Below are 20,869 nucleotides of genomic sequence, written 5' to 3' on the forward strand. Positions count from 1 at the left end.
ATTCTCTCTCCCAAATTGTTTTTTTATTTAATAAAGTAACGGTAGATATCATTGCCCGTTACAGCAATAATTAAAACTAACAGTAAACCGAAACCGATTAATTCCACTATAGCTTCATGATTTTCAGAAATTGGTTTACCACGAATGATTTCAATAATATTTAGTAAAAATTTACCACCATCTAAGCCAGGAATTGGTATTAGATTGACAATACCCAAGTTAATAGAAATCATTGCCAAAAAAGCCAAAATATAGGTGAAGCCCATTTTAGAAACCTGTGATGTCTGTGAATAAATCCCAACTGGGCCAGAAAGTTTATTTAAGCTGAAGTGACGGAATAAACCACCAACTGCATTAAAAATCATCCCCGTAGTGGAAACGGCTGTATCCCAGCCACGCTTAAACTTAGCTTTAAAACTATCATCGCTTTTGGCTTTAATTCCAATTTGATAAACTTTTTGCCCCTGCACCTTAACGACTTGTGGTTGAACACTTATCACTTTTTGGTGATTATTTTTGACCACCGCAATATTAGTTTTTTCGCCTTTGCTTTGATAAATTTCTTCAGATATTTGTTCAAAAGAGGTTATTTTATGACCATTAACAGCCGTTATTTTTGAACCAGGCTCAAGTTTTGCAAGCGCAGCCGGCGAATTTGGTGCCACTTCTGCTACTTCTGTAGTAGCTGGTCCAGGAACGGTAAAGGTCCAAATCAAAAAGACAACAAAACCCAGAATAATATTCATCAAAGGGCCAGCAATGTTAGTAGCTAATTTTTGCCAGACATTTGCTTCTTGAAACTGCGTGTCACGGGGGGCAATGATCAGTTCAGTATTTGATTGATCAATGATAGTGGCATCATGATTAACATGATATGTTACTAGTTTTTCTTCTTCGCCGTTTTCATACCCTGAAATAAAGAGTTTATCAACTAGATCAAACTTAGTGATCTGCAATGGAATTCCTTCAAGCGGGACATCCGACTCAGAAGCATCAATCCTGACTACTTCATTTTGCTGATTAAGTTGCAAAACTACTCTCATACCAGGAGCTAACGTGGTTTCATCATCTTTACTTGCCAAACGCACATAGCCACCTAAAGGCAGCCATCTAATGGTATAAGTAGTAGGATTGCGTCGTACTTGGAAAAGTTTAGGTCCCATCCCAATTGAAAATTCACGCACTAAAATGCCGCATTTTTTAGCAACAATAAAATGCCCAAACTCATGGACAAAAACCAATATTCCAAATACAACTAAAAAGATTAGTATACCTTTCACAAGAATTCTCCTAGTGCATGATTCCCATTAGAGCAGCAAATACAGGCAAAACAAAGAGCATACTGTCAAAACGATCTAAAATACCGCCATGACCAGGTAGTATTTTGCCAGAATCCTTAACCCCGTAATATCTCTTATAAGCTGATTCAACTAGGTCGCCCATTTGGCCAACAATTGATAGCACAAAGGCAAAAATAATCATTTCAACTTGAGAATGATTTAAGTTGACAAAATAAACATAAATTGCCGCACAAATCACTGCACAAATTGTGCCTCCAATTGATCCTTCCCAAGTTTTATTGGGACTTATCACAGGCCATAACTTATGTTTACCAATTTTTCGGCCAATCATATATGCACCTGTGTCAGTAAGCCATACAACGACAAAAACGTAGCAAAGAAGTGCAAGACCATTACTTGCATTTCTGACGCTTGCCATATAATGAAAGCCTGTGCCGACATATAATGAGCCTAAAGTATAAACGGCTACATCGTCAAAAGTGGTTTTATTTTTAGTTAAAACAGTCCAGGTAAGCATTAGCATGATAAGGGCAAAATAAATACCATATTTCGTCCAGTGAAATGGCATTGACTGGATAAAATTATCTGGTACAGCCCAAGTGATTGTAGCCAGTAACGCCAATAAAAAATTGACTGAAACCAGAATTTGCTTTTTCATTAAAAAGAATTCGCTAATACCAACGGCTGCAAAGATGACGGTGAGCCACTCCATCCAGAGCCCACCCATAATTACAATAGGAATAAATAAAATTAAAGCAATTACTGCTGTGATTATACGTTGTTTCATATAAATACCTAACTATCCGATTCATCAAGTTTGCCGAAACGACGATGACGATTCTGAAAATCTTTAACAAATTTTTCTAAATCAGTTTTAGTAAAATCTGGCCAATTTTTCTCACTAAAAGCAAGTTCTGAATAAGCTAACTGCCAAAGCATAAAATTAGAAATCCTTTGTTCACCAGATGTTCTAATTAATAAATCAGGATCGCTATATTCGCCAAAACTCGCAGTCATCAATCTGTGGGAAATCATTTCCTCATCAATTTCTTCGCTTGTTATCGCATTTGTTTCAACGAGCGTGGCAAGCTCTTTTACTGCAGTCGTAATCTCTCTTCTAGAGCCATAATTGAAAGCAAAGTTCAAAATTAAGCCACTATTTGTGGCAGTTTCCGCCATTGCTCTTTGGACAACATCATAAGTCTTAGGCGGCAACTCATCTAAAAAGCCCATAATATTCACTTTGACGTTTTCCTTCATCAGGGTAGGCATAAATTTATCAAAAAAACGCACTGGCAAGTTCATCAAATATGCTACTTCTTCCTTGGGTCTGGCCCAATTTTCTGTAGAAAATGCATATAGTGATAAGACTTTGATACCAAGTTGGTCGGCTGCCAAAGTTATTCTTTCGACATTATTCATGCCTTCGTAATGGCCTGCAATTCGCGGCTTCCCTTGCCTAGTTGCCCAACGACCATTACCATCCATTATAATAGCTAAATGGTTTAATTGATTTTTTTTACTTGCCATTTAATTAGCCTTGTGTAATTTCCTTACGCTTTTCTTCCGCAATTTTGTCGATTCTTTTAGTAGCATCATCCGTAACTTTCTGCACTTTCTTTTCCAAATTGCGTTGTTCGTCTTCCGTGATTTCATCGTCTTTCTGTTGTTTTTTCAGACTGTTCATAGCATCACGACGAACATTTCTAATGGCAATCTTACTCTCTTCAGCCATCTTGTTGACTTCTTTGGCAATTTCTTGTCGTCTTTCACCAGTAAGTTGCGGGATCACTAAACGGATCACCTTACCATCATTTGCAGGTGTTAAGCCCAAGTTTGAAGCCAAAAGAGCATGTTCAATATTATCAAGACTGCTTTTGTCATAGGGCGTGATTAATAATACTCGCGGCTCCGGAATAGTGACACTGGACATTTGCGTTAGTGGTGTCGGGGCACCATAATAATCAACTTTTACACCTTCAAGTAAAGCTGCATTAGCAACACCAGCACGAATAGAGCCCAAGTTTTTTTCAAAAACGGTAATTGATTTATTCATATTATCTTGTGCTTTTTTAATAGCATCATTATTCATTATTTTCTCCTCCGATTACTGTTCCAATATTTTCACCTAAAACCACTTTTTTAATATTACCTTCAGTATTAACGTTGAATACAATAAGAGGAATGTTCGTGTCCATTGAAAGTGAACTTGCCGTTCTGTCCATGACTTTTAAGTTTTTAGAAATAAGATCTAACTGAGAAAGTGCACTATATTTTTTGGCATTGGGATCAACTTTCGGATCAGCAGAGTAAACTCCGTCAACTCCATTTTTAGCCATCAGAATGACATCCGCGCCTATTTCAGCGGCTCTTAGTGCAGCGGTGGTATCAGTCGAAAAGTAAGGATTACCAGTGCCACCACCCATAATTACTACTCGCCCTTTTTCTAAATGACGAATTGCTTTTCTTCTAATATATGGTTCTGCTATTTGTCTCATTTCAATCGATGTTTGCAATCTAGTAGGTACGCCTACATGTTCCAAGCCATCTTGAAGAGCTAAACCATTCATTATAGTAGCAAGCATACCCATATAATCAGCTTGTGAACGCTCCATTCCTAGTTTTGCACCAGTTTCACCTCGCCACATGTTACCGCCACCAACGACAATACCAATATCAACACCGAGTTCATGAACTGATTTGATTTCTTTTGCTAAATGACTAATGACCGTGGGATTTATTCCAGTTCCTTCAGCACCAGCAAGAGCTTCACCAGAAATTTTTAAAACTATACGCTTATACTTAACTTTAGTCATGACAGCCTCCTCTATTAACTTTAGTTATTCTACCATATAAAAAGCGCAAATGTGGACTTAGAAATAAAAGAGAGGGATTTCTTAAAAAAATTCTTTGAACTAAAAATTAACGGGAAAAGCAAAAAATCTCAAAGTTATCTACTTCGAGATTTTCAAAATATAATTAATATTTATTTTCCCTATTAATTTGCAGCAATAAATTATAAAGTGACCCATACAAATTTGAATCGTTCCTAAAATGAGCAGAAACAATGGCAGGCTTAGTTAAAGTATTTCCTATAATAGGGTTCTTTTCCTGTACCAATTTGTCATATTCTTTGTTAATACCACTTATTAAAATTGGTTGGGCACTGATACCACCACCAATAGCAATTTTTTCAACATCTACTACGGTTTGGATATTGAGAATTAAACCAGCTATTGTAAGACAATAGTTCTGAAAGATATTTACCGCGTCAGGTGACTTCTCCTTAATTGCCTCAAAAGCATGAAGTCCATCATTTTCTTTAGGATAATTAAGTTGGTGGTTTATCTTTTTAATAAAATTGACGGCAGAGCCAATGTTACCCAAAGAGCCCTGCATATTATCTGGGTGAGATAAATCATTAATCATAAAACTTAATTCACCAGCCTGATAATGTGTTCCTCTTAATAAGTGACCATCAATAATTATGCCACCGCCAACTCCTGTTCCCAAAGTAATAGCGGCACAATTTTGTTCACCTTTTAGACTCCCCAACCAGTTTTCAGCTAGAACACTGGCTTTACCATCATTAATAACAGCAACCGCTATGTGATACTTTTTACCATATATTTCGGCAAAGTCAATACCATCTAAAAATGGTAAGGCCCCGCCAAATCTTATTTTAGTATTTTCAATTTTACCAGGAGCACAAAAGCCGATGCCCTTGATATCTGATATATAGCGGTTAACAATCTGGTCAATATTTTCTAAAAACTTTGCTTTATCTTGATCAGTAGCAATTTTATCTTTTTCAATTATATTTCCTGCAGAATCTAATTTAGCAAATTTAATTTCAGTTCCACCAATATCAATGCTCAAATAATTTTTCATAAATCTCTTCCATATAAATCACGACAATACTGCAAACAACTTTAATACATTATCTCAAATACTCACCTTAAACAACTATTTGACATGCGAATTAAAAAAATCACCTATTTGCTTTATTGCTAATTTGGTTTCTGGACAATCAAATAAAACAAAAACATGAAAAAGATCTTGCCAAACATGCCACTGTACATCAACTCCAGCTTTTTGACATAAGAAATTTAGTATTGCTGAGTTATCGTATTTTACTTCCTCACTGCCACAATTAATTAAAATTGGAGGAAAGTCATGGAAGTCGTCATATATTGGTGAGATTAAGGGATCTTTCTTTTCGGGATTATCAAAGTATGGAACGGGAGCAGTTGCCCCAATGAGCATAGGATCTCGTTCATTTCTATAATATTCAGATGGAAAAATATTAAGCTGACTAATAATCGGAGAAAATACTGAAATTTTTTCAGGTAAATTTTTATGTTCATTTCGCAATTGAATAGTAAGTGTAAGAGCCAGTGTAGCTCCTGCTGACTCACCAAACAACAAAATTTTATCATATTTATCTTTTAAGTAAATATAGGCATTGTAGACATCTATTTGAGCATCTGGATGTTTTCCTTCTGGATACTGTCGGTAATCTACTGAAAAAACATCTGCTTTACTGCTTTTACCCAAACTTATTGCAAGTTTTCTTCTTGAAAAAACTGTTCCTGTAGCATAGGCACCACCATGAAGAAACATAATAACATTATTTTTGTTTTGCGCATTTTGAATTAAATAAAACTCACCTTTTACGAATTCTTTATTAACTTTCTTAACTTTTACATCGTCAGGTATTTTGTATTGATTCCCTATATCCGCATTTGCTCTTGCTACTCTTACAACTTCTGGTGTTAGCGGTTCATTTTGACTAGGCTTAATATTATTTCTAGAGAAATCAATCGCCTTTTTTGCTTGTTCACTAATCATTTTTACTCCCTATTTATTTGAATGATAAACTAGTTTTTTATAGTTAAAGCCAATCCATAGTACAAATATTAACAATAATCCAAAAATTACAGTTCCACAAATGAAAGTAAATTCAGCACTGTTATTTTTAAATAGTGCCCCAAAGCCTTGGGCGGTATATGGAGCAACTAATGTACCAATATTAGCAATTGTCATGACCACTGATGTAGAAAATGGTACTTGAGCAGGTGAAGTAAAAGCACCTACGCTTGACATTGTCGAAACCATTGTCATCGAAACTGAAATCCCTACCAGTATGACACCTATACTACTAACCAATAAGGAATTAGAAACACTAAATATAAAAAATGCTAATAGACCGCATCCGATGGAGATAGACAAATAAAAGTTTTTAATAGTTTGCGGTAAAGCCATGTAGATAAATCCACCTGCTGCCATTGCAAAAGACATTATTCCCAATAATGTACTTGCATCTTGAGCTGTGCCATATCCTTTTTCAATTACCAGAGTTGCAAACTTAATTGAAACAAAAGCAAAGATAGAATTAAATAAGAATATGAAGAGTGCTAAAAGCCAAATTTTCCCATTTATTTTTCGACTATTATTTTCAGGTTTTTCAGATTTATTGTTCTCTTGATCAATTCTTAAGTTCTTAGGTATATAAGCAAAAAACATGAGTAAGACTGGCAAAGCAACTGCATTAACCCAATAGGCCATGTGCCAACCATAATTTAGCAGCACCCCTGCCAAAAAAGTCATTAAAAACATCCCTAATCCTTGAACTACACTTGACCAACCAAGAAGTTGCTGTTGCTCTTTGCCGCTGAAAAGAGAAATGATTAAAGATTGAGAACACGATGCTAATAGTCCTGTTCCAATTCCGATTCCAATTCTTGACGTAAAAATTAACCCAAAATTATTACTAAGTGCAGGTACTATGCCACTAAGAAAAATTATAAATAAGCCTAAAATTATTGTGCTCTTAATTCCAATTTTGTCAGCTAAAATATTACTGATAGGTGTGAAAACAATTATTCCAAGTGATGAAACCGTCATGGTTAATTCAACAAGAGTTGGATTAACATTTGAGAAAGATTTAATCATTAAGGGTATAGTTGCAGCAGTTGCACCCGATGAAACAACAAAAATATTTAACAATAAGATTGCTAATTTTAAACCGAAATTCTTTTTATTCATTTTTGACTCCTAAGATCGCTGTTTGTTTAAATAAGTCATTGATTTTTTCAACTTCTTGTTCATTAAATGGTCTAAACCCAATACCCTTCATCTCTTTACTTAATTGATAAAGGGAATATTTCGCAAAGTTTTTCATATTTCCTGGTAATGTCAAGAAATCCCAAAATGGTACCAATTTACTTATTTTGCTAGTTAAGTTCTTATTTTCTAAAAATTCACCAATAGGGGTATGTATATCAAAAAACTCAACAATAGGTTCCTTAACAGTTAAATAGATATGATATTCTCCAGATGGCAAAGTATATTGAGCATGGTTGTCATTTACTATAAGCTCTCTAACATTTGAGAATTTCAGCATCATTTCACTGCCGTAGGGAATATGAACGTTAAAAGCAACATGAAATGCATCTTTAATTTCCCAATTTACTTTTACTAATCCAGTTGGCAATTTTATCTGACCAGATACTGTATGGAATTTTGTTGATATTGCTGGATCAAACTCAACATTGTTTCCAGATTGTTTTAATCCAAGTAAGTATTCATATGCCCACGCCATTACTGAACCATTAGAATAGTGATTTAATGAATTCATACCATTTTCAGCTATTTTCCCTTGATCATCGAGAGAATTCCATCGTTCCCAAATTGTTGTAGCTCCATGATCAACTTCAAATAACCAACTTGGGTAATCTGTTTGCAAAAATATTCTTAAAGCCAGATTTTTCTGATTGTTTTCAGATAAGGCTGGCAATAAAATTGGTGTCCCCACAAATCCAGTATCTAAATGATTTTGCTTTTTTTCTATTTTCTCAACCAATAGATCAATGACCTTCTGTTTGGCATTTTTGGGATACAAATGAAATTTTAAGCAAAGAGCTAAACCCGTTTGTGTATCCGCAACTGTTAGTCCATCTGCTGTATAAAAATGTTTTATAAAGGCCGTCTTGATTGAATTTGCTAGTTGACTATATTTCTTTTCTTCTTTTTTAAAATTAAGCACTTTAGCTGCATTTTTTACAATGAAAGAAGAATAGTAATAAAAAGCACAGGCAATCAAATCATCTGCAGTTTTACCTTTGAGTTTCAGAATATCTTCTGTGTCTAATGCTAGCCAATCGCCTAGTTGATCGTCACCTAACCACAAGAACTCATTACCAGCTTTTTTGGCCCTCTTGTGAATCCAGTCTACCCAGGATTTCATTTGCGAAAAGTTTTGTTTTAAGATTGATTTGTCTTGACTTCGTTGATATGAAATCCAGGGGATGATAGTCGCTGCATCACTCCATACAGCTTTGCCGCCGTCATCTGTATCAACTCTTGGCACATAAAGTGGAACTTTTCCCTCCTGTTCATCTTGTTCAATCGCTATATCTTTAGCAAATTTTTTAAAAAATGCGTAAGTTTCCATATTATAACTAGCTGTTTCGGCAAAAATAGCAGCATCTCCTGTCCATCCCAAGCGCTCATCACGCTGAGGGCAATCAGTTGGTATATCTATAAAATTTGATTTTTGCCCCCATTTAATATTTTCAAAAAGTCTATTTACTTTTTTATTATCAGTTTTTATATTGCCTGTTTCCTCCATATTAGAATACAAGGCAAAAGCCTTAAAATCGTCAGGATTAATTTCTTTAGCAAAATTATCCAATTTTACATATCTAAAACCAAAATAAGTAAAGTGTGGCCTGACCCACTTTGATTTACCATTACTTTTGTAGGTGAATTTTGCCCTAGCTGAGCGAAGATTATCTCTATAGAATTCTTCATCTTGCAAAATTTCACCATATTCTAACGTTACTTTTTGTCCTTGAGGCAAATTATTTTTAAATTCAACCCAACCAGCAATGTTTTGACCAAAATCTAAAACTGTAGAATTATTAGGTGTATGAATAATTTTTTTAACTTTGAATACTTCATGCTTTTTGACTGGTAAACTTAACCTGTCATTTAAGACGCCTTTAGTTTTTTGGCTTAAGTGCGCAGACTCTAAAACTTTTGATGAAATAGTATCATCGTAATCTTCACCATAATATATTCCCGAATCAGTAATAGGTGATTTAATTACTTTCCAACTTTCATCTGTGGTAACTATTTGTTCACCATTTTTATTAGTAATTATCAAATTAGCAATAGCAAAAAGATCTGCACCATAGTTATTTGGTTGTCCACCATGAGTTTTTAGGCCCAGTTTACCTTTATACCAGCCATCCCCAACTAAAATTGAGATAACATGATTGCCGCTACTTAAAAAGTCAGTTACATCATATGTTTGAATTTGAATATTACGAAAATAATTTGTAAAACCGGGGGTTAAATATTCATCACCTACTTTTTTATTGTCTATGTATACCTCATATAGTCCCAAAGCAGAAATGTAGAGCTTAGCATTATTTGCTTTCTCTACTGAAAACTTTTTGCTAAATATCACTGAATGAAGTTTATGAAAGTTGGTTCCAATCCAGTTTCCTTTTAAATTTTCATTGATAAATGCCGTTTCAAACCAAGTTTCTTTGTTTACAATTTTTTCTTTATTTTTAACAGACATAATTACATAATATTTGGTTCTTGGCTTTAAAATTAACGAAATATCATATATTAAGTCGTTAGCCGCCTCCCAGTTGGTTTGATAAATCGTTTTACCATTATTTTTAATCACCAATTTCCTTTCTAATTTTTGGTCAGTACCTTGATCTAAAAAGCCAACTATATGCAAAGAATTATTAAAATCAAAACCTAATGGTTTAATCATATGATTTACTTCTATAGTTGTAAGCTTCATAAATATCTCCCCTTTCTGATATCGCTTACAAACAAATTATGGTATAATTTTAATAACTTTTTTTATGTTTTCTGTTTATTTTTTATGTTTTCTGCTGCAAAAGGAAATATTTTATGATAGCTAAATATCTTGAGGAAATTTTAAATAACTTTCATCGCGCTACAGACTTGAACTTATATGTTTTTAAAAACCAATATGATCAAATAAGAAAGTACACATCACCTTTAGCTCCAAACTTTCCACTGAGTTTATTAAAAGAATCAGAAAATACAAGCAATAAATTAAATTTAATATTGTTTAATAATCAATGCGCCATGGGCTTTTTTAACATAAAAGATTTAAAAATTATTGGCTTAAACTTAAATTTTACAATTGCTAATAACAAAAATTATGATCGCCTAGCTCCACTATTAGGATGGAATAAATTTTCACAAACCATGAAATGTCTTTATTTCATGGTCTTTAATAAGTGGCCAATAATAGCAAAATCCAGTGAAACTTTTTCCCTAGGGGAAAATATTTCACTGGATAATGAGAAAAAAGCTTCTTACAAAGGATATCTGATAGAAACTGAATTAATGAAAGCAGTTAGTAAGGGTAACTTAGATGAATATAATGATATCTTCAAAAAATTCGTCAAGTATGGTAATTTGGGTACATTTGGAGGTAACAAGCTCAGAAATTCTAAGGATATGGCAATTGCTGCAACTACCTTATATACTAGAGCAGCAGTTAAAGGTGGTGTTCCCGTATCTGAAGCATTCGGGCTCAGCGATGAAATAATAAAACAAATTGAAAAAGATACCGTCATATCTAACTACTATGAATATTCAAGAGCAATTGGTGAAATCTTTGTAGCTCGAGTTAACAGAGTAAAAAGGAATAATATAACTTCCATAGTTTATCGTGCACAAGAATACATTTTTTCTAACTTAACTTCTATCAAAAATATCAGTGAAATTGCCGCAGAACTAAATGTCAGTACCTCATATTTACAACATCTTTTTAAAAAAGAAAAAAACTCTTCCTTAGTAACTTATATGAACCAAGAAAAGGTAAATTTGGCTGTTCACGAACTGATTTTTACTAATAAAAAAGTAGAAGAAATCGCGTATGATGCTGGGTTTAGCAGTACAAGCTTGTTTTCGACTACCTTTAAACGTTTTAAGGGTCTATCGCCTTTAAAATATCGCAAAAAGTTTAAATAGCCGAAGGATGAAAATTTTATTTTCGAAAATTGCAATTTTCGTTAATTTATCAGGTAATTTGCCATTATGTTTTTGAACTTTATAATATAATTTATTACTATCTTTATGAAGTTTTTAAAAATTTATCCTAAAAGAAAAAGTATTTTTAAATTATAAAATGAAAGAGTATTCGTTCGAATCATATAAATTAGCTGACATAGGTGATTACCTGAAGGTTTTTGCTTGCAGCGCCGTTATGTCTCAACCAATAATGTCCTTAATTATGGGAGTGGGACAACCATATAATACGCAAGATATTTTTGGCGTTATGTATAATTTGGTTAAGTATACTGCTCCAGCATTTATCTTTGGCATTTTGTATACAACTATTCGTACTAACGATATAGCAGGCAATTTTTCATATCAAAAACATTTACGAGCAAACTGGTCAAATTTGTTTGTTCCTACAATCTGGTGGACTTTGATCTACTTGTTGGGAATGCCCTGGCTTCAGCAAATAAGAAAGTTCAATAATTTTGGTACATTTTGCTGGCAATTTGTCAACGGTAACGCTGCTCCTCATCTATGGTATAACACCATGATGTTACAATTTATAATTTTAATGCCAATTTTCTGGGGAATCAGTCGTTATGTTGCTAACAACGTAAAACGGGGTTTATCAGTTGCCGGTATTACGTTTGTTTTGTATTTTTTCTGGCTGTGGTTTTATGACTTTTACGTTTTTCATGGGCCATACGAAAAAAGCTGGTATCTGCTGGATCGTATTTTCATTTCGTTTGTGATTTACGGTGTTTTTGGTGTATTGGCGTGGCAATTTAGGTATTATGTCAATACGTTTCTATATAAGTTTTGGTGGCTGATCTTAATTGGTTTTGCTGCATGTTTTTTCTGGACTAATTTTGAATTACATGGCTTTGGTCATCCGGTTCTTTTTGCAAACGTGCCTTATTACAAACCGTCCATGACATTTTACTGTTTAGCCGTTATAGCTTTAGTAGCTACACTATGTTTATTTAACGTTAGACACAAATCAGAAACTTGTTTAAAAGTTTTTCACTTTCTAGCAACCTATGCCTATAGAGCATATTTATCGAATGTATTCTGGGATCAACTGCTTTGGCGTGGACTGAATATGAGTTATCATGCCGTATATCATCCATTTCTAACATTTTTTGGCATGTGGATACTGACTTGGACATTGTCCTTCACTTCAGCATATTTTATTCATATTTGGTGGTCAAAAACCAAAAGGTTCTTAAGCAGCCTTAGTTTAAAATAACAAAAAAACACTTTGACAATGATTAAAATCAAAGTGCTTTATTTTTTTACTTTTTTACTATAGAAGCAATACCTGCCATAATATTTAAGTATTGTTTTTCATTTTCCACAAAAGAGTCATTGTTAACAATAATATCTGCTATATCCTTTACTTTTAGCGCTCCATGCTTGATTTTGAACTGATCCTTCTTTTTGGTCCGTTCTACTATTTCATCAAAAGTAAAATCTTTGCCGTTATCAATTGTTTGCTTTTGGTATTCTCTTTGTGCGCGAACTTCAAGAGGCGCTTCAATGTAAATGTTCATCATTTTAGGACCCAGTTCTTTTTTTAGATAAACACCCAATTCTGAACGGTAGAGGCTTTCTATTGATGCATAATGAATATTTTCTTCTTGCATTTTACCTATTAAACGATATAAAAACTCTTTAAACACTTTTTCAGTGTCTTTGGCATAAAGATTGGTAAAATCTTGTTCTGAGGGATGTCCAGTGAACTGATAATTGCGTTCTATCATCATTTCTTTTTCGATTGCAATGATCTTCATTCGTTTTATACCAATGCTGTCAAAATAGATTCCAGCAGCTGATTTGCCACATTCACTTAATCCGCCTAAAGAAAACATACCTTTGACAAAATTTTTACGATTTTCAAAATCTTGCTCAGTAAATTCCATTTTCACGCCTCCATTAAAACTAAAAATACTGCCCTGTAAATTAACAGTGCAGTTTTAAAGTATACACGGAGCGTTGATTTTTTGCAAGCGATTTCATGGAAAATTAAGTAATTTTCATCACAAATTCTGCTCCATCTGGAGTAGACAAGAAAATAGCTCCAGCAATTAACAAGAATCCTACCAAAAAAGCAATATACTTTGTTGTTTTAGAAAACCGACCAGCAAAACCAAGATATATTAATATTGCTCCAATGGCAAGACCTAAAACCATAATCCAAAACTTCATAAATTTCCTCCTATATTAACATTTTCACAGCTTACTTTTGATTGGTATCCAGGCTTCATCATATCTGATGTGCTTTTGCGAATTGTCTAAGACTAAAAGCAAGGAAGTTATGATATCATCATTTAAAAGATAATTATTTTCTTTTAAATAAGATCTTATAGAATTTAACCACCCCTTATTATCAATATTTTGAGCATTACCCACTACAACAGTATGCAAACAAGTTTTGGAAGGGATAGTATTAACACGATTACTATTTTTTAAACCAAAAGCTTTGAAATATTTTTCGCTGATAATCATTTCAATTTCTGGTTCAATTTTTGATGTTTTATTCAAAACATCCTTTTTTCTATAACGGATTGAGCCATTCGTTATCGGCATTAACTCATTCCAAGTGCGATATTCATCTGTTTGTTCTTGATTACTTTTATGAGGGCCGTCCATTTCTCGTAAAAACAATGTTTTTAATGTTGGTGATTTTGTTATTTCAAAAAAACTGTGATAGTTCAAAACTTTTTGTAAAAGCTTTATGTTGTGAGTCATTACTTCTATAGAAGCGTTGATACGTTTAAGTTCTTTTTCAGAATCATGCAAATTTTTTACTAAAAACTTTAAAGCAATTTGTTCATTTGAAGCGTTTAATACATCCAGTGTGTCATTAAGAGTTAAACCCGACTGACTAAGATACCTAGCCATGAAAATTCGATATGTATCATTTAAATTAAACTGTCTCTGATTATTATTGCCTACTCTTTTAGGGTTGATTAATTTTTTTCTCTCATAATATTCTATACCCTTAATGGAAATCCCAAAATACTTACCCAGCTGTGAAGAAGTATAGACATAGGGATACGCTTTATGATCTATCATTTTTCTACTTCCTTTGCATGCTTATAGCTATATTAAAGCAGAAAAAAAGACTTTAATATATTTTGTCAAAGTCTTTTAAATTTTTTTAACTATTTTTCATTCAATTTAGAAACGGCATCTTTAGCTGCAGCGCGTCCAAATACTCCACAATTTAGTAATGACATACCATCTCCAAAGTAATCGATTCCCATTACTCCACTGTCAGCACATGAACCGGCTGCGTATAATCCTGGAACGGGCTTTTCAGTACTGTCAAGAACCTGACCGTTTTCATTAATTTTTGCTCCAGTATAACCATCAGTACAAATTTGTGGCATTCTTAAAATGTAAAATGGCGCAGTTATTTTGATCATATTTTTACTGTTTTTGTGGAAGTCCTCATCTTTTCCTTTTTCACAGAGTATATTGTACCGCGAAACTGTTTCTTTGAGGTTATCAGGATTAATTCCAACATCCTTTGCCAATTTTTCAAGATTATCTTCTTTATAACCAAAGTTTTTACCATGAATTGTCTTTTTGGTTAGGCCCAATTCCGTCATAACTGGATACTTTTCTGCCGTCTTCTGCCCATAAACGGCATAGCCTTCATCATAACCATTACGCCAGCATCTTTTAGTAAACTCAAATGTGAAATCATCTTCAGAAACCAGTCTGTGACCGCCACCATCAACACATAAGACATCATAGTTTGGTAAAGTAGGAGATTCAGGAATTGCCTCTGGGAATTTATCGCCAAAAGAGACACCGTAAAAGTAATACATAAATTGCAAATAAGGAACATTTATTATTTTGGCATTAACCTGCTTGAAAAAGTTCAAAGCTGATCCATCGCCATTGCCAACTATTACCTCTATATTGGTCATTTTAGGATTAAGTTCCTTAATTTTTGCCATATTTGCGGTATAAGAACCTGTTCCAACTATTACCGCTGACGCATAGATCGACAGTTTATCACCATCTACAGTAGTTGCTTTAACACCTTTAACTTTTCCATCTTCCACGATTAGCTCATCTACTTTTATTCCCAATCGCAGATCTACACCTTTTGCTTTGGCTGAATCAACCAGAGCATGAATTAAAGTGGTTCCCATACCTTTAATAGTGTGAGCGCGTTTTGTTAATCTTGGCTTTTTAGGAGCTATATTAACCACTTTATCCCATTTTATTCCCTGATTTTCTAAAAATGAAATATAATCTGCAGACTCATTAGCTAGCTTGCGTAACAATTTGGGTTCAATATTTGGCTCATCACCATAAACAGTCATTAAATCATTATAAAAGTCATCGGCTGAGTCCTTAATCCCCCTTCTCTTTTGTTCATCCGTATCAGCACCCATGACAAATCCTTGTGCACGGGTAGTAGAACTGCTATAAGTTTGTCCTGCTTCTAGAAGGATTACTTTAGCACCTTCGTCTGCTGCTTCAATTGCAGCACTAAACCCAGTTAAACCTGCTCCAATAGCTATAACATCTGTATGTATTTCCTTATGCTTAGGAGCAGGTTTGTGAATTTTGCGATTTGCAAAAGATTGTGGGTTACCCTCTGCTTTTGAAATTGCTTTTGCAACACCAGAAATGTATGCATTTGAAGAAACTGTTGCACTAGTGATCACATCAACAGCAGTAGACTGATTTTCTATTATTTTATTTTTTAACAAATCAAATGCCATTCCGCCAATTACTGGCGTATCAGTATATTCTGGCACAACAATATTTGTTATTTTATTATCTTTAAATGTGACATTCATCAAAGCCCTGCCAGTACCAGGCAGTCCCTGGTTTTCTTTAAAAGACTTTACTTCAACTGTATAATTACCATCTTTTACAGTAGTTTCTGTTTCGGCTTCTACACCATTAAGCTGATTCTCAATATCTTTTAGAGCTTCGTTAAAGCCCTTAGAAGTTATTGATGCTCCAGAAATCACATCAACTTGAAATTTTTTACTTTTATTTGCAGCATCTACAAGTTTTGGTAGGGCTTTTTCACCGACATCTTTGGTTTCATTACTTGAAACTAACTCTATTTCACTTAATTTATTGTCAGCAAATTCTCCTTTTAAAACTATCTGACTTTTAAATCCCTGGCCTTTACCTATAAATGATTTCTTAGTCATTTTTATTTCTCCTTATAAATATCTTTTACAAATTTATTTTAATTGATGAAGTAACTTCATCGTCAAGATCATAAGTGATAAAAGTCACAATTTTTATAAAAAAAGTATCTTGCTGCCAGTGCAACAAGATACAGTGCCAATTTTTATAAAAACTCTAGCACTTAAATACATTTCACTTTCCTATGTGATTTTCATTACAAATTCGGCTCCGTCTGGAGTAGACAAGAAAATAGCTCCAGCTATTAATAAGAAACCGACCAAAAAAGAAATATATTTTGTTGTTTTAGAAAACCGACCAGCAAAGCTAAGGTATATTAGTATAGCTCCGAAAATTAGTGAAAGAATCATAACCCAGAAACCCAAAAATATCACCTCGCTTTAAGTAAATCTAGTTAAAAACAAAATTTTTTCCTTTAATAGATACTGCACTAATTCTAAAAGAAATTCCGCAATAAATGTAAATTGCTTTTAAAAATAAAAGAAAATTTAAGTTTTTTTGTTGAGATAGCTGTTTGTTTTATACGTTATCTTGTTTTTTCTTATCATTTAGGATTGATTAAGATTTTTGTTACCTTAAAATGAGCGTTCAACTGAATACAAAAAGCCCTCATCAATAGAGATGAGAGCTTTTCATCAGATAATTTTATCAAAAATATCTATTGCATTTGTTCTTTTACTTCAGCAGCAAAGTCTTCTTGCTTCTTCTCAATACCTTCGCCAACTTCATAGCGCTTATATCCGACAACTTCGCAGCCTTCTGATTTAGCATATTCTGCTACAGTCATGTCGCCATCTTTAACATAAGGTTGGTCTACTAAACAAATTTCACTAAGATACTTGTTTACTCTACCTTCAACAATCTTAGGAATAATCTTAGCAGGCTTGCCTTCATTTTCAGTTTCCTTAGTGAAAACTTCCTTTTGACGTTCAAAGTCAGCCTTTGGTACAGAATCTTTGTTCAAGTATTCTGGATTAATTGCGGCAACGTGCATGGCAATGTTCTTAGCTGCTTCTTCACTGTTTCCTTTTAAGGTAACAACTGCAACAATTGCACCACCATTATGCTTGTATGCACCAAAAACTTCGTCATCATTTTTAGTAATTAAATCAAATCTTCTTAAAGTGATTTTTTCACCAATAACTGCTGTTAAATTAGTGATAGCATCACCAATTGTTGAATCACCTAGCGGAGCTTTCAATGCTTCGTCAACATTTGCTGGTTTCGCTGCCAAAATAGCTTTGGTAACATCGTCTACTAACTTAATGAATTTATCATTAGATGAAACAAAGTCAGTTTCTGAGTTGACTTCAACCACAACTGCATCGTTGCCATCAAAAGCATATTCAGCAAGACCTTCGGCTGCGATACGGCCACTCTTCTTCGCAGCTTTAGCAACGCCATTTTCTCTTAAAATGTCAATTGCTTTTTCAATATCACCATCAGCTTTAACCAAAGCCTTCTTGGAATCCATCATGCCAGCACCGGTGCGGTCACGTAATTCTTTTACTTGTTTAGCAGTAATACTTGCCATTATTTTCCCTTCCAAATAAAAACTTATTGATAATTAAAAACTAGTCTTCATCTGAGTCAGAAGTTTCTTCAGCTTCTACTGCTTTTTCTGCATCATTTTCAGTATCAGCATGCTTTTCTTCTGCACCCTTAGCCATTTCAGCCTCGGCATCATCGTCATCTTGACCTTGTTTACCTTCAATAACAGCGTCAGCCATGGCACCAGTAATTAAACGAATTGCACGGATAGCGTCATCATTTGCAGGAATGACTACGTCAACTGGATCTGGATCAGTGTTAGTGTCAACCATAGCAACAACAGGAATACCAAGAATGTTAGCTTCGTGAACAGCAATCTTTTCTTTCTTAGGATCAACTACGAATAAAACGTCAGGAATTCTAGGCATATCTTCAATACCACCTAAGAATCTTTCCAATTTATCCTTTTCTTTAGTCAAAAGAGAGGCTTCCTTCTTTGGCAACACATCAAATGTGCCATCTTCTGACATCTTCTTCAAATCTTTTAATCTTTGTACTCGGCTTTGGATAGTCTTCCAGTTAGTCAAGGTACCACCTAACCAACGTTGGTTAACGTAGTATTGGCCAGCACGAGTAGCTTCCTCAGCAATTGAATCTTGTGCTTGCTTCTTAGTACCAACAAAAAGAATAACGCCGCCATTTTGAGCAACGGCTCTAACAAAGGCATAAGCATCATCCAACATTTTGATTGTTTTTTGCAAATCAATGATGTAAATACCATTTCTTTGGGTGAAGATATAAGGAGCCATCTTAGGATCCCATCTTCTGGTTTGGTGACCAAAATGGACACCAGCTTCAAGCAATTGTTTCATTGAAACTACTGACATATTAAATTCCTCCTACGGTTTTAATCCTCTCAAGCGGTCATTTCAGTATTTCACCATTGTGTGGCACCAAAATACTGATCGCCCTTGATGTTTTCTACATATATGCTAAAACGCATACGTTAAAATAATACTAGATTATTGCTGAAGATGCAAGGCTAAAAGTTAACTTTATGCTCTTTTAAAAATTTTTCTTTCCATAACCTGTTATGGTGTTTAAACCAGTATTCTCTCTTAAGTGCCAAATTTTTATCTTGAAATTCTTCATGATAAATTAATTTTACTGGTCTGCGTGATTTAGTATATTTAGCACCCTTACCGTTGTTATGAGCCTCTAATCTTTTTAATAGATCGTCCGTAAAGCCCCCATAAAAGCTGCCATCACTACACAACAAAACATAAAAAAAGTATTTTTTTAATTTTTTCCTTTTGACCTTATCTTGTTCAGTCTCACGAATGATACACTGAATAGCAGGAAGATAATTGCCTTTTTGATCGTGTACCTCAATTGCATCTTTTAACACTAATCCGTCACTACCAGTATGCTTAACTGCTTCAATAATTATCAAATTGCAGTCTTCTCCACGGTGGGAAACGTATGGTTGAATCACTTTAATACTCAAATCATGCTGAAGACAAAAATAAGCAATTTCGTTTAACCGCTCAGGCCTATGAACCATAAACATTTTTCCCTTCATCTTAAGCAGGCCGCTCGCCACAGCAATTATTTCTTCAAGATTAATTAAGATCTCGTGTCTAGCAATGGCTTTTGCTGGATCGGGATTAACTTTATGGTTTGGCGCCACTTTAAAATACGGTGGATTTACGACAATAACATCATAAGAATCTTTTCTTAAAAATTTCGGGGCATCCTTAACATTTTTTTGAAAAACTTGAATCCTGTTTTCCATCTGGTTTAGTGCAATAGATCGTTTAGCCTGTGATGCCACTTCTTTTTGAATTTCAATTGCATCATATTTGGCACGATTAAAATAGGCCATGTACATTGTAGCTGCACAATTACCCGCACATAAATCAGCTACTTTAGAATTGTCTTTAATAACATTTTTTGCGGCTGCCGCTAATAAGAGCGTATCTAAAGAAAAACTAAAAGAGGTCTTATTTTGAATAATTCGTAAATCGTCACTATACATATAATCAATGCGTTCATTTTTCAATAATTTTCCCATAAAAATTTGTCCTCTTCCTCAGCTTTGTTATAATATTCTACATCAATTGGAGGAAATTATGTTTTATCATTTTATTCGTCCCGTAGCTCGCTTTATAGTTTGGCTATTAAACGGACATCTACACGTTAATCATAAAGAAAGAATTCCAGAAGGCAACTATATTTTAGCAGCACCGCACAGAACATGGTGGGAACCAATATTGTTTGCACTTGCCGCTAGTCCTAAAGAATTTATGTTTATGGCTAAGATAGAATTATTCAAAAATCCCATATTGCGCTTTATCTTAAAGCACGCACATGCTTTTCCTGTTGATCGGAAACATCCTGGACCTTCAGCTTTAAAAACACCAATTAAAGGTTTGAAAAATGGGAACTATTCACTAATTATTTTCCCCTCGGGTACCAGACATTCAGCTGAAATGAAAGGTGGCACTATTGCTATTGCCAAGCTGTCGAATAAGCCCATAGTCCCCGTCGTTTATCAAGGTCCCCTAACCTTTACCGGATTGTTAAAGAGGCAACCTTTGGAAGTTTGTTTTGGCGAACCATTCATGGTTGATCGTAAAACTAAGCTTACACATGAAAATGAAGCACAGATCGATAACAAATTAAAAAAGGCCTGGGATAAAATTGATTACGAACAGAATCCAAATTTTCATTACCATCCTCAATAAAAAGAGATAGTTTTACATAAAAATTATTTTATTCCGGTGTTAGAATATTAGTGTGAAAATGTCAGACGGAGGATT

19 protein-coding genes are annotated in these 20,869 nt (G+C 34.2%); 3 read left to right on the top strand and 16 right to left on the bottom strand.

Annotated features, from left to right (window positions below):
- Positions 1 to 23: 23 nt before the first annotated feature.
- The 9 genes from rseP to H3R29_RS03880 form a co-directional block, all read right to left on the bottom strand.
- Positions 24 to 1,280 carry an RIP metalloprotease RseP gene (gene rseP, locus H3R29_RS03840; RefSeq protein ID WP_198202171.1) on the bottom strand — a complete coding sequence of 419 codons (1,257 nt, stop codon included), beginning with the start codon at positions 1,278 to 1,280 and terminating at the stop codon, positions 24 to 26.
- Positions 1,281 to 1,290: 10 nt separating this feature from the next.
- Positions 1,291 to 2,088 carry a phosphatidate cytidylyltransferase gene (locus tag H3R29_RS03845; RefSeq protein ID WP_046324999.1) on the bottom strand — a complete coding sequence of 266 codons (798 nt, stop codon included), beginning with the start codon at positions 2,086 to 2,088 and terminating at the stop codon, positions 1,291 to 1,293.
- 8 nt (positions 2,089 to 2,096) lie between these two features.
- Complete coding sequence (locus H3R29_RS03850) at positions 2,097 to 2,831, bottom strand: isoprenyl transferase (protein ID WP_198202170.1); 735 nt, start codon at positions 2,829 to 2,831, stop codon at positions 2,097 to 2,099.
- A gap of 4 nt (positions 2,832 to 2,835) precedes the next feature.
- Positions 2,836 to 3,393 (bottom strand): ribosome recycling factor, encoded by a 558-nt coding sequence (gene frr / locus H3R29_RS03855; protein ID WP_046325001.1) that lies wholly within the window; start codon positions 3,391 to 3,393, stop codon positions 2,836 to 2,838.
- Positions 3,386 to 4,117: a UMP kinase gene (gene pyrH, locus H3R29_RS03860; protein ID WP_122026158.1), complete on the bottom strand. Its 732-nt coding sequence runs from the start codon at positions 4,115 to 4,117 to the stop codon at positions 3,386 to 3,388. The genes frr and pyrH overlap by 8 nt, the downstream gene beginning before the upstream one ends.
- 163 nt (positions 4,118 to 4,280) lie before the next feature.
- Positions 4,281 to 5,192: an ROK family protein gene (locus tag H3R29_RS03865; RefSeq protein WP_198202169.1), complete on the bottom strand. Its 912-nt coding sequence runs from the start codon at positions 5,190 to 5,192 to the stop codon at positions 4,281 to 4,283.
- 75 nt (positions 5,193 to 5,267) lie between these two features.
- The gene (locus H3R29_RS03870; RefSeq protein ID WP_110446188.1) at positions 5,268 to 6,152 is read right to left on the bottom strand and encodes an alpha/beta hydrolase; all 885 of its coding nucleotides are present in this window, start codon (positions 6,150 to 6,152) and stop codon (positions 5,268 to 5,270) included.
- 9 nt (positions 6,153 to 6,161) lie between these two features.
- Positions 6,162 to 7,349, bottom strand: a complete 1,188-nt coding sequence (locus tag H3R29_RS03875) for an MFS transporter (protein ID WP_198202168.1) — start codon at positions 7,347 to 7,349, stop codon at positions 6,162 to 6,164.
- Positions 7,342 to 10,005, bottom strand: coding sequence for a family 78 glycoside hydrolase catalytic domain (locus H3R29_RS03880; protein ID WP_370567362.1), 2,664 nt, complete (start codon positions 10,003 to 10,005; stop codon positions 7,342 to 7,344). Before H3R29_RS03880 ends, H3R29_RS03875 begins: the two co-directional genes overlap by 8 nt.
- A gap of 236 nt (positions 10,006 to 10,241) precedes the next feature.
- On the opposite strand from H3R29_RS03880, the gene H3R29_RS03885 reads away from it, so the two are divergent.
- Positions 10,242 to 11,336 (top strand): AraC family transcriptional regulator, encoded by a 1,095-nt coding sequence (locus H3R29_RS03885; RefSeq protein WP_198202166.1) that lies wholly within the window; start codon positions 10,242 to 10,244, stop codon positions 11,334 to 11,336.
- 157 nt (positions 11,337 to 11,493) lie between these two features.
- Complete coding sequence (locus H3R29_RS03890; protein WP_198202165.1) at positions 11,494 to 12,615, top strand: acyltransferase family protein; 1,122 nt, start codon at positions 11,494 to 11,496, stop codon at positions 12,613 to 12,615.
- A 46-nt stretch (positions 12,616 to 12,661) separates the two neighbouring features.
- Here the strand turns inward: H3R29_RS03890 and H3R29_RS03895 are convergent, their stop codons facing one another.
- The 7 genes from H3R29_RS03895 to H3R29_RS03925 all read right to left on the bottom strand — a co-directional run bounded on the left by H3R29_RS03895 (position 12,662) and on the right by H3R29_RS03925 (position 20,121).
- Positions 12,662 to 13,288, bottom strand: a complete 627-nt coding sequence (locus tag H3R29_RS03895) for a hypothetical protein (protein ID WP_198202164.1) — start codon at positions 13,286 to 13,288, stop codon at positions 12,662 to 12,664.
- A 103-nt stretch (positions 13,289 to 13,391) separates the two neighbouring features.
- Positions 13,392 to 13,574, bottom strand: a complete 183-nt coding sequence (locus H3R29_RS03900) for a hypothetical protein (RefSeq protein ID WP_198202163.1) — start codon at positions 13,572 to 13,574, stop codon at positions 13,392 to 13,394.
- 24 nt (positions 13,575 to 13,598) lie between these two features.
- Positions 13,599 to 14,444 carry a MerR family transcriptional regulator gene (locus H3R29_RS03905; RefSeq protein WP_198202162.1) on the bottom strand — a complete coding sequence of 282 codons (846 nt, stop codon included), beginning with the start codon at positions 14,442 to 14,444 and terminating at the stop codon, positions 13,599 to 13,601.
- An 89-nt stretch (positions 14,445 to 14,533) separates the two neighbouring features.
- Positions 14,534 to 16,558, bottom strand: a complete 2,025-nt coding sequence (locus H3R29_RS03910; protein ID WP_198202161.1) for an FAD-dependent oxidoreductase — start codon at positions 16,556 to 16,558, stop codon at positions 14,534 to 14,536.
- A gap of 656 nt (positions 16,559 to 17,214) precedes the next feature.
- Positions 17,215 to 18,090 carry a translation elongation factor Ts gene (gene tsf / locus H3R29_RS03915; protein WP_198202160.1) on the bottom strand — a complete coding sequence of 292 codons (876 nt, stop codon included), beginning with the start codon at positions 18,088 to 18,090 and terminating at the stop codon, positions 17,215 to 17,217.
- Positions 18,091 to 18,130: 40 nt separating this feature from the next.
- A complete protein-coding gene (gene rpsB / locus H3R29_RS03920) occupies positions 18,131 to 18,934 on the bottom strand; it encodes a 30S ribosomal protein S2 (protein ID WP_122026169.1) in 804 nt (267 codons plus the stop codon).
- Between the two features lie 155 nt (positions 18,935 to 19,089).
- Positions 19,090 to 20,121: a GIY-YIG nuclease family protein gene (locus H3R29_RS03925; RefSeq protein ID WP_198202159.1), complete on the bottom strand. Its 1,032-nt coding sequence runs from the start codon at positions 20,119 to 20,121 to the stop codon at positions 19,090 to 19,092.
- Between the two features lie 58 nt (positions 20,122 to 20,179).
- Here H3R29_RS03925 and H3R29_RS03930 point away from each other — a divergent pair, with 58 nt between their 5' ends.
- A complete protein-coding gene (locus H3R29_RS03930) occupies positions 20,180 to 20,794 on the top strand; it encodes a 1-acyl-sn-glycerol-3-phosphate acyltransferase (protein WP_174795366.1) in 615 nt (204 codons plus the stop codon).
- Positions 20,795 to 20,869: the final 75 nt, after the last annotated feature.

Origin of the sequence: Lactobacillus sp. M0393 (assembly GCF_016102025.1) — a bacterium.
In the GTDB taxonomy this organism is placed as follows: Bacteria; Bacillota; Bacilli; order Lactobacillales; family Lactobacillaceae; genus Lactobacillus; species Lactobacillus melliventris.

Excerpts from the sequence above, each read along its gene's own strand:
- H3R29_RS03845 (WP_046324999.1), bottom strand. The coding sequence starts at position 2,088 with ATGAAACAACGTATAATCACAGCAGTAATTGCTTTAATTTTATTTATT.
- H3R29_RS03850 (WP_198202170.1), bottom strand. The coding sequence starts at position 2,831 with ATGGCAAGTAAAAAAAATCAATTAAACCATTTAGCTATTATAATGGAT.
- frr (WP_046325001.1), bottom strand. The coding sequence starts at position 3,393 with ATGAATAATGATGCTATTAAAAAAGCACAAGATAATATGAATAAATCA.
- pyrH (WP_122026158.1), bottom strand. The coding sequence starts at position 4,117 with ATGACTAAAGTTAAGTATAAGCGTATAGTTTTAAAAATTTCTGGTGAA.
- H3R29_RS03865 (WP_198202169.1), bottom strand. The coding sequence starts at position 5,192 with ATGAAAAATTATTTGAGCATTGATATTGGTGGAACTGAAATTAAATTT.
- H3R29_RS03870 (WP_110446188.1), bottom strand. The coding sequence starts at position 6,152 with ATGATTAGTGAACAAGCAAAAAAGGCGATTGATTTCTCTAGAAATAAT.
- H3R29_RS03875 (WP_198202168.1), bottom strand. The coding sequence starts at position 7,349 with ATGAATAAAAAGAATTTCGGTTTAAAATTAGCAATCTTATTGTTAAAT.
- H3R29_RS03885 (WP_198202166.1), top strand. The coding sequence starts at position 10,242 with ATGATAGCTAAATATCTTGAGGAAATTTTAAATAACTTTCATCGCGCT.
- H3R29_RS03890 (WP_198202165.1), top strand. The coding sequence starts at position 11,494 with ATGAAAGAGTATTCGTTCGAATCATATAAATTAGCTGACATAGGTGAT.
- H3R29_RS03895 (WP_198202164.1), bottom strand. The coding sequence starts at position 13,288 with ATGGAATTTACTGAGCAAGATTTTGAAAATCGTAAAAATTTTGTCAAA.
- H3R29_RS03900 (WP_198202163.1), bottom strand. The coding sequence starts at position 13,574 with ATGAAGTTTTGGATTATGGTTTTAGGTCTTGCCATTGGAGCAATATTA.
- H3R29_RS03905 (WP_198202162.1), bottom strand. The coding sequence starts at position 14,444 with ATGATAGATCATAAAGCGTATCCCTATGTCTATACTTCTTCACAGCTG.
- H3R29_RS03910 (WP_198202161.1), bottom strand. The coding sequence starts at position 16,558 with ATGACTAAGAAATCATTTATAGGTAAAGGCCAGGGATTTAAAAGTCAG.
- tsf (WP_198202160.1), bottom strand. The coding sequence starts at position 18,090 with ATGGCAAGTATTACTGCTAAACAAGTAAAAGAATTACGTGACCGCACC.
- rpsB (WP_122026169.1), bottom strand. The coding sequence starts at position 18,934 with ATGTCAGTAGTTTCAATGAAACAATTGCTTGAAGCTGGTGTCCATTTT.
- H3R29_RS03925 (WP_198202159.1), bottom strand. The coding sequence starts at position 20,121 with ATGGGAAAATTATTGAAAAATGAACGCATTGATTATATGTATAGTGAC.
- H3R29_RS03930 (WP_174795366.1), top strand. The coding sequence starts at position 20,180 with ATGTTTTATCATTTTATTCGTCCCGTAGCTCGCTTTATAGTTTGGCTA.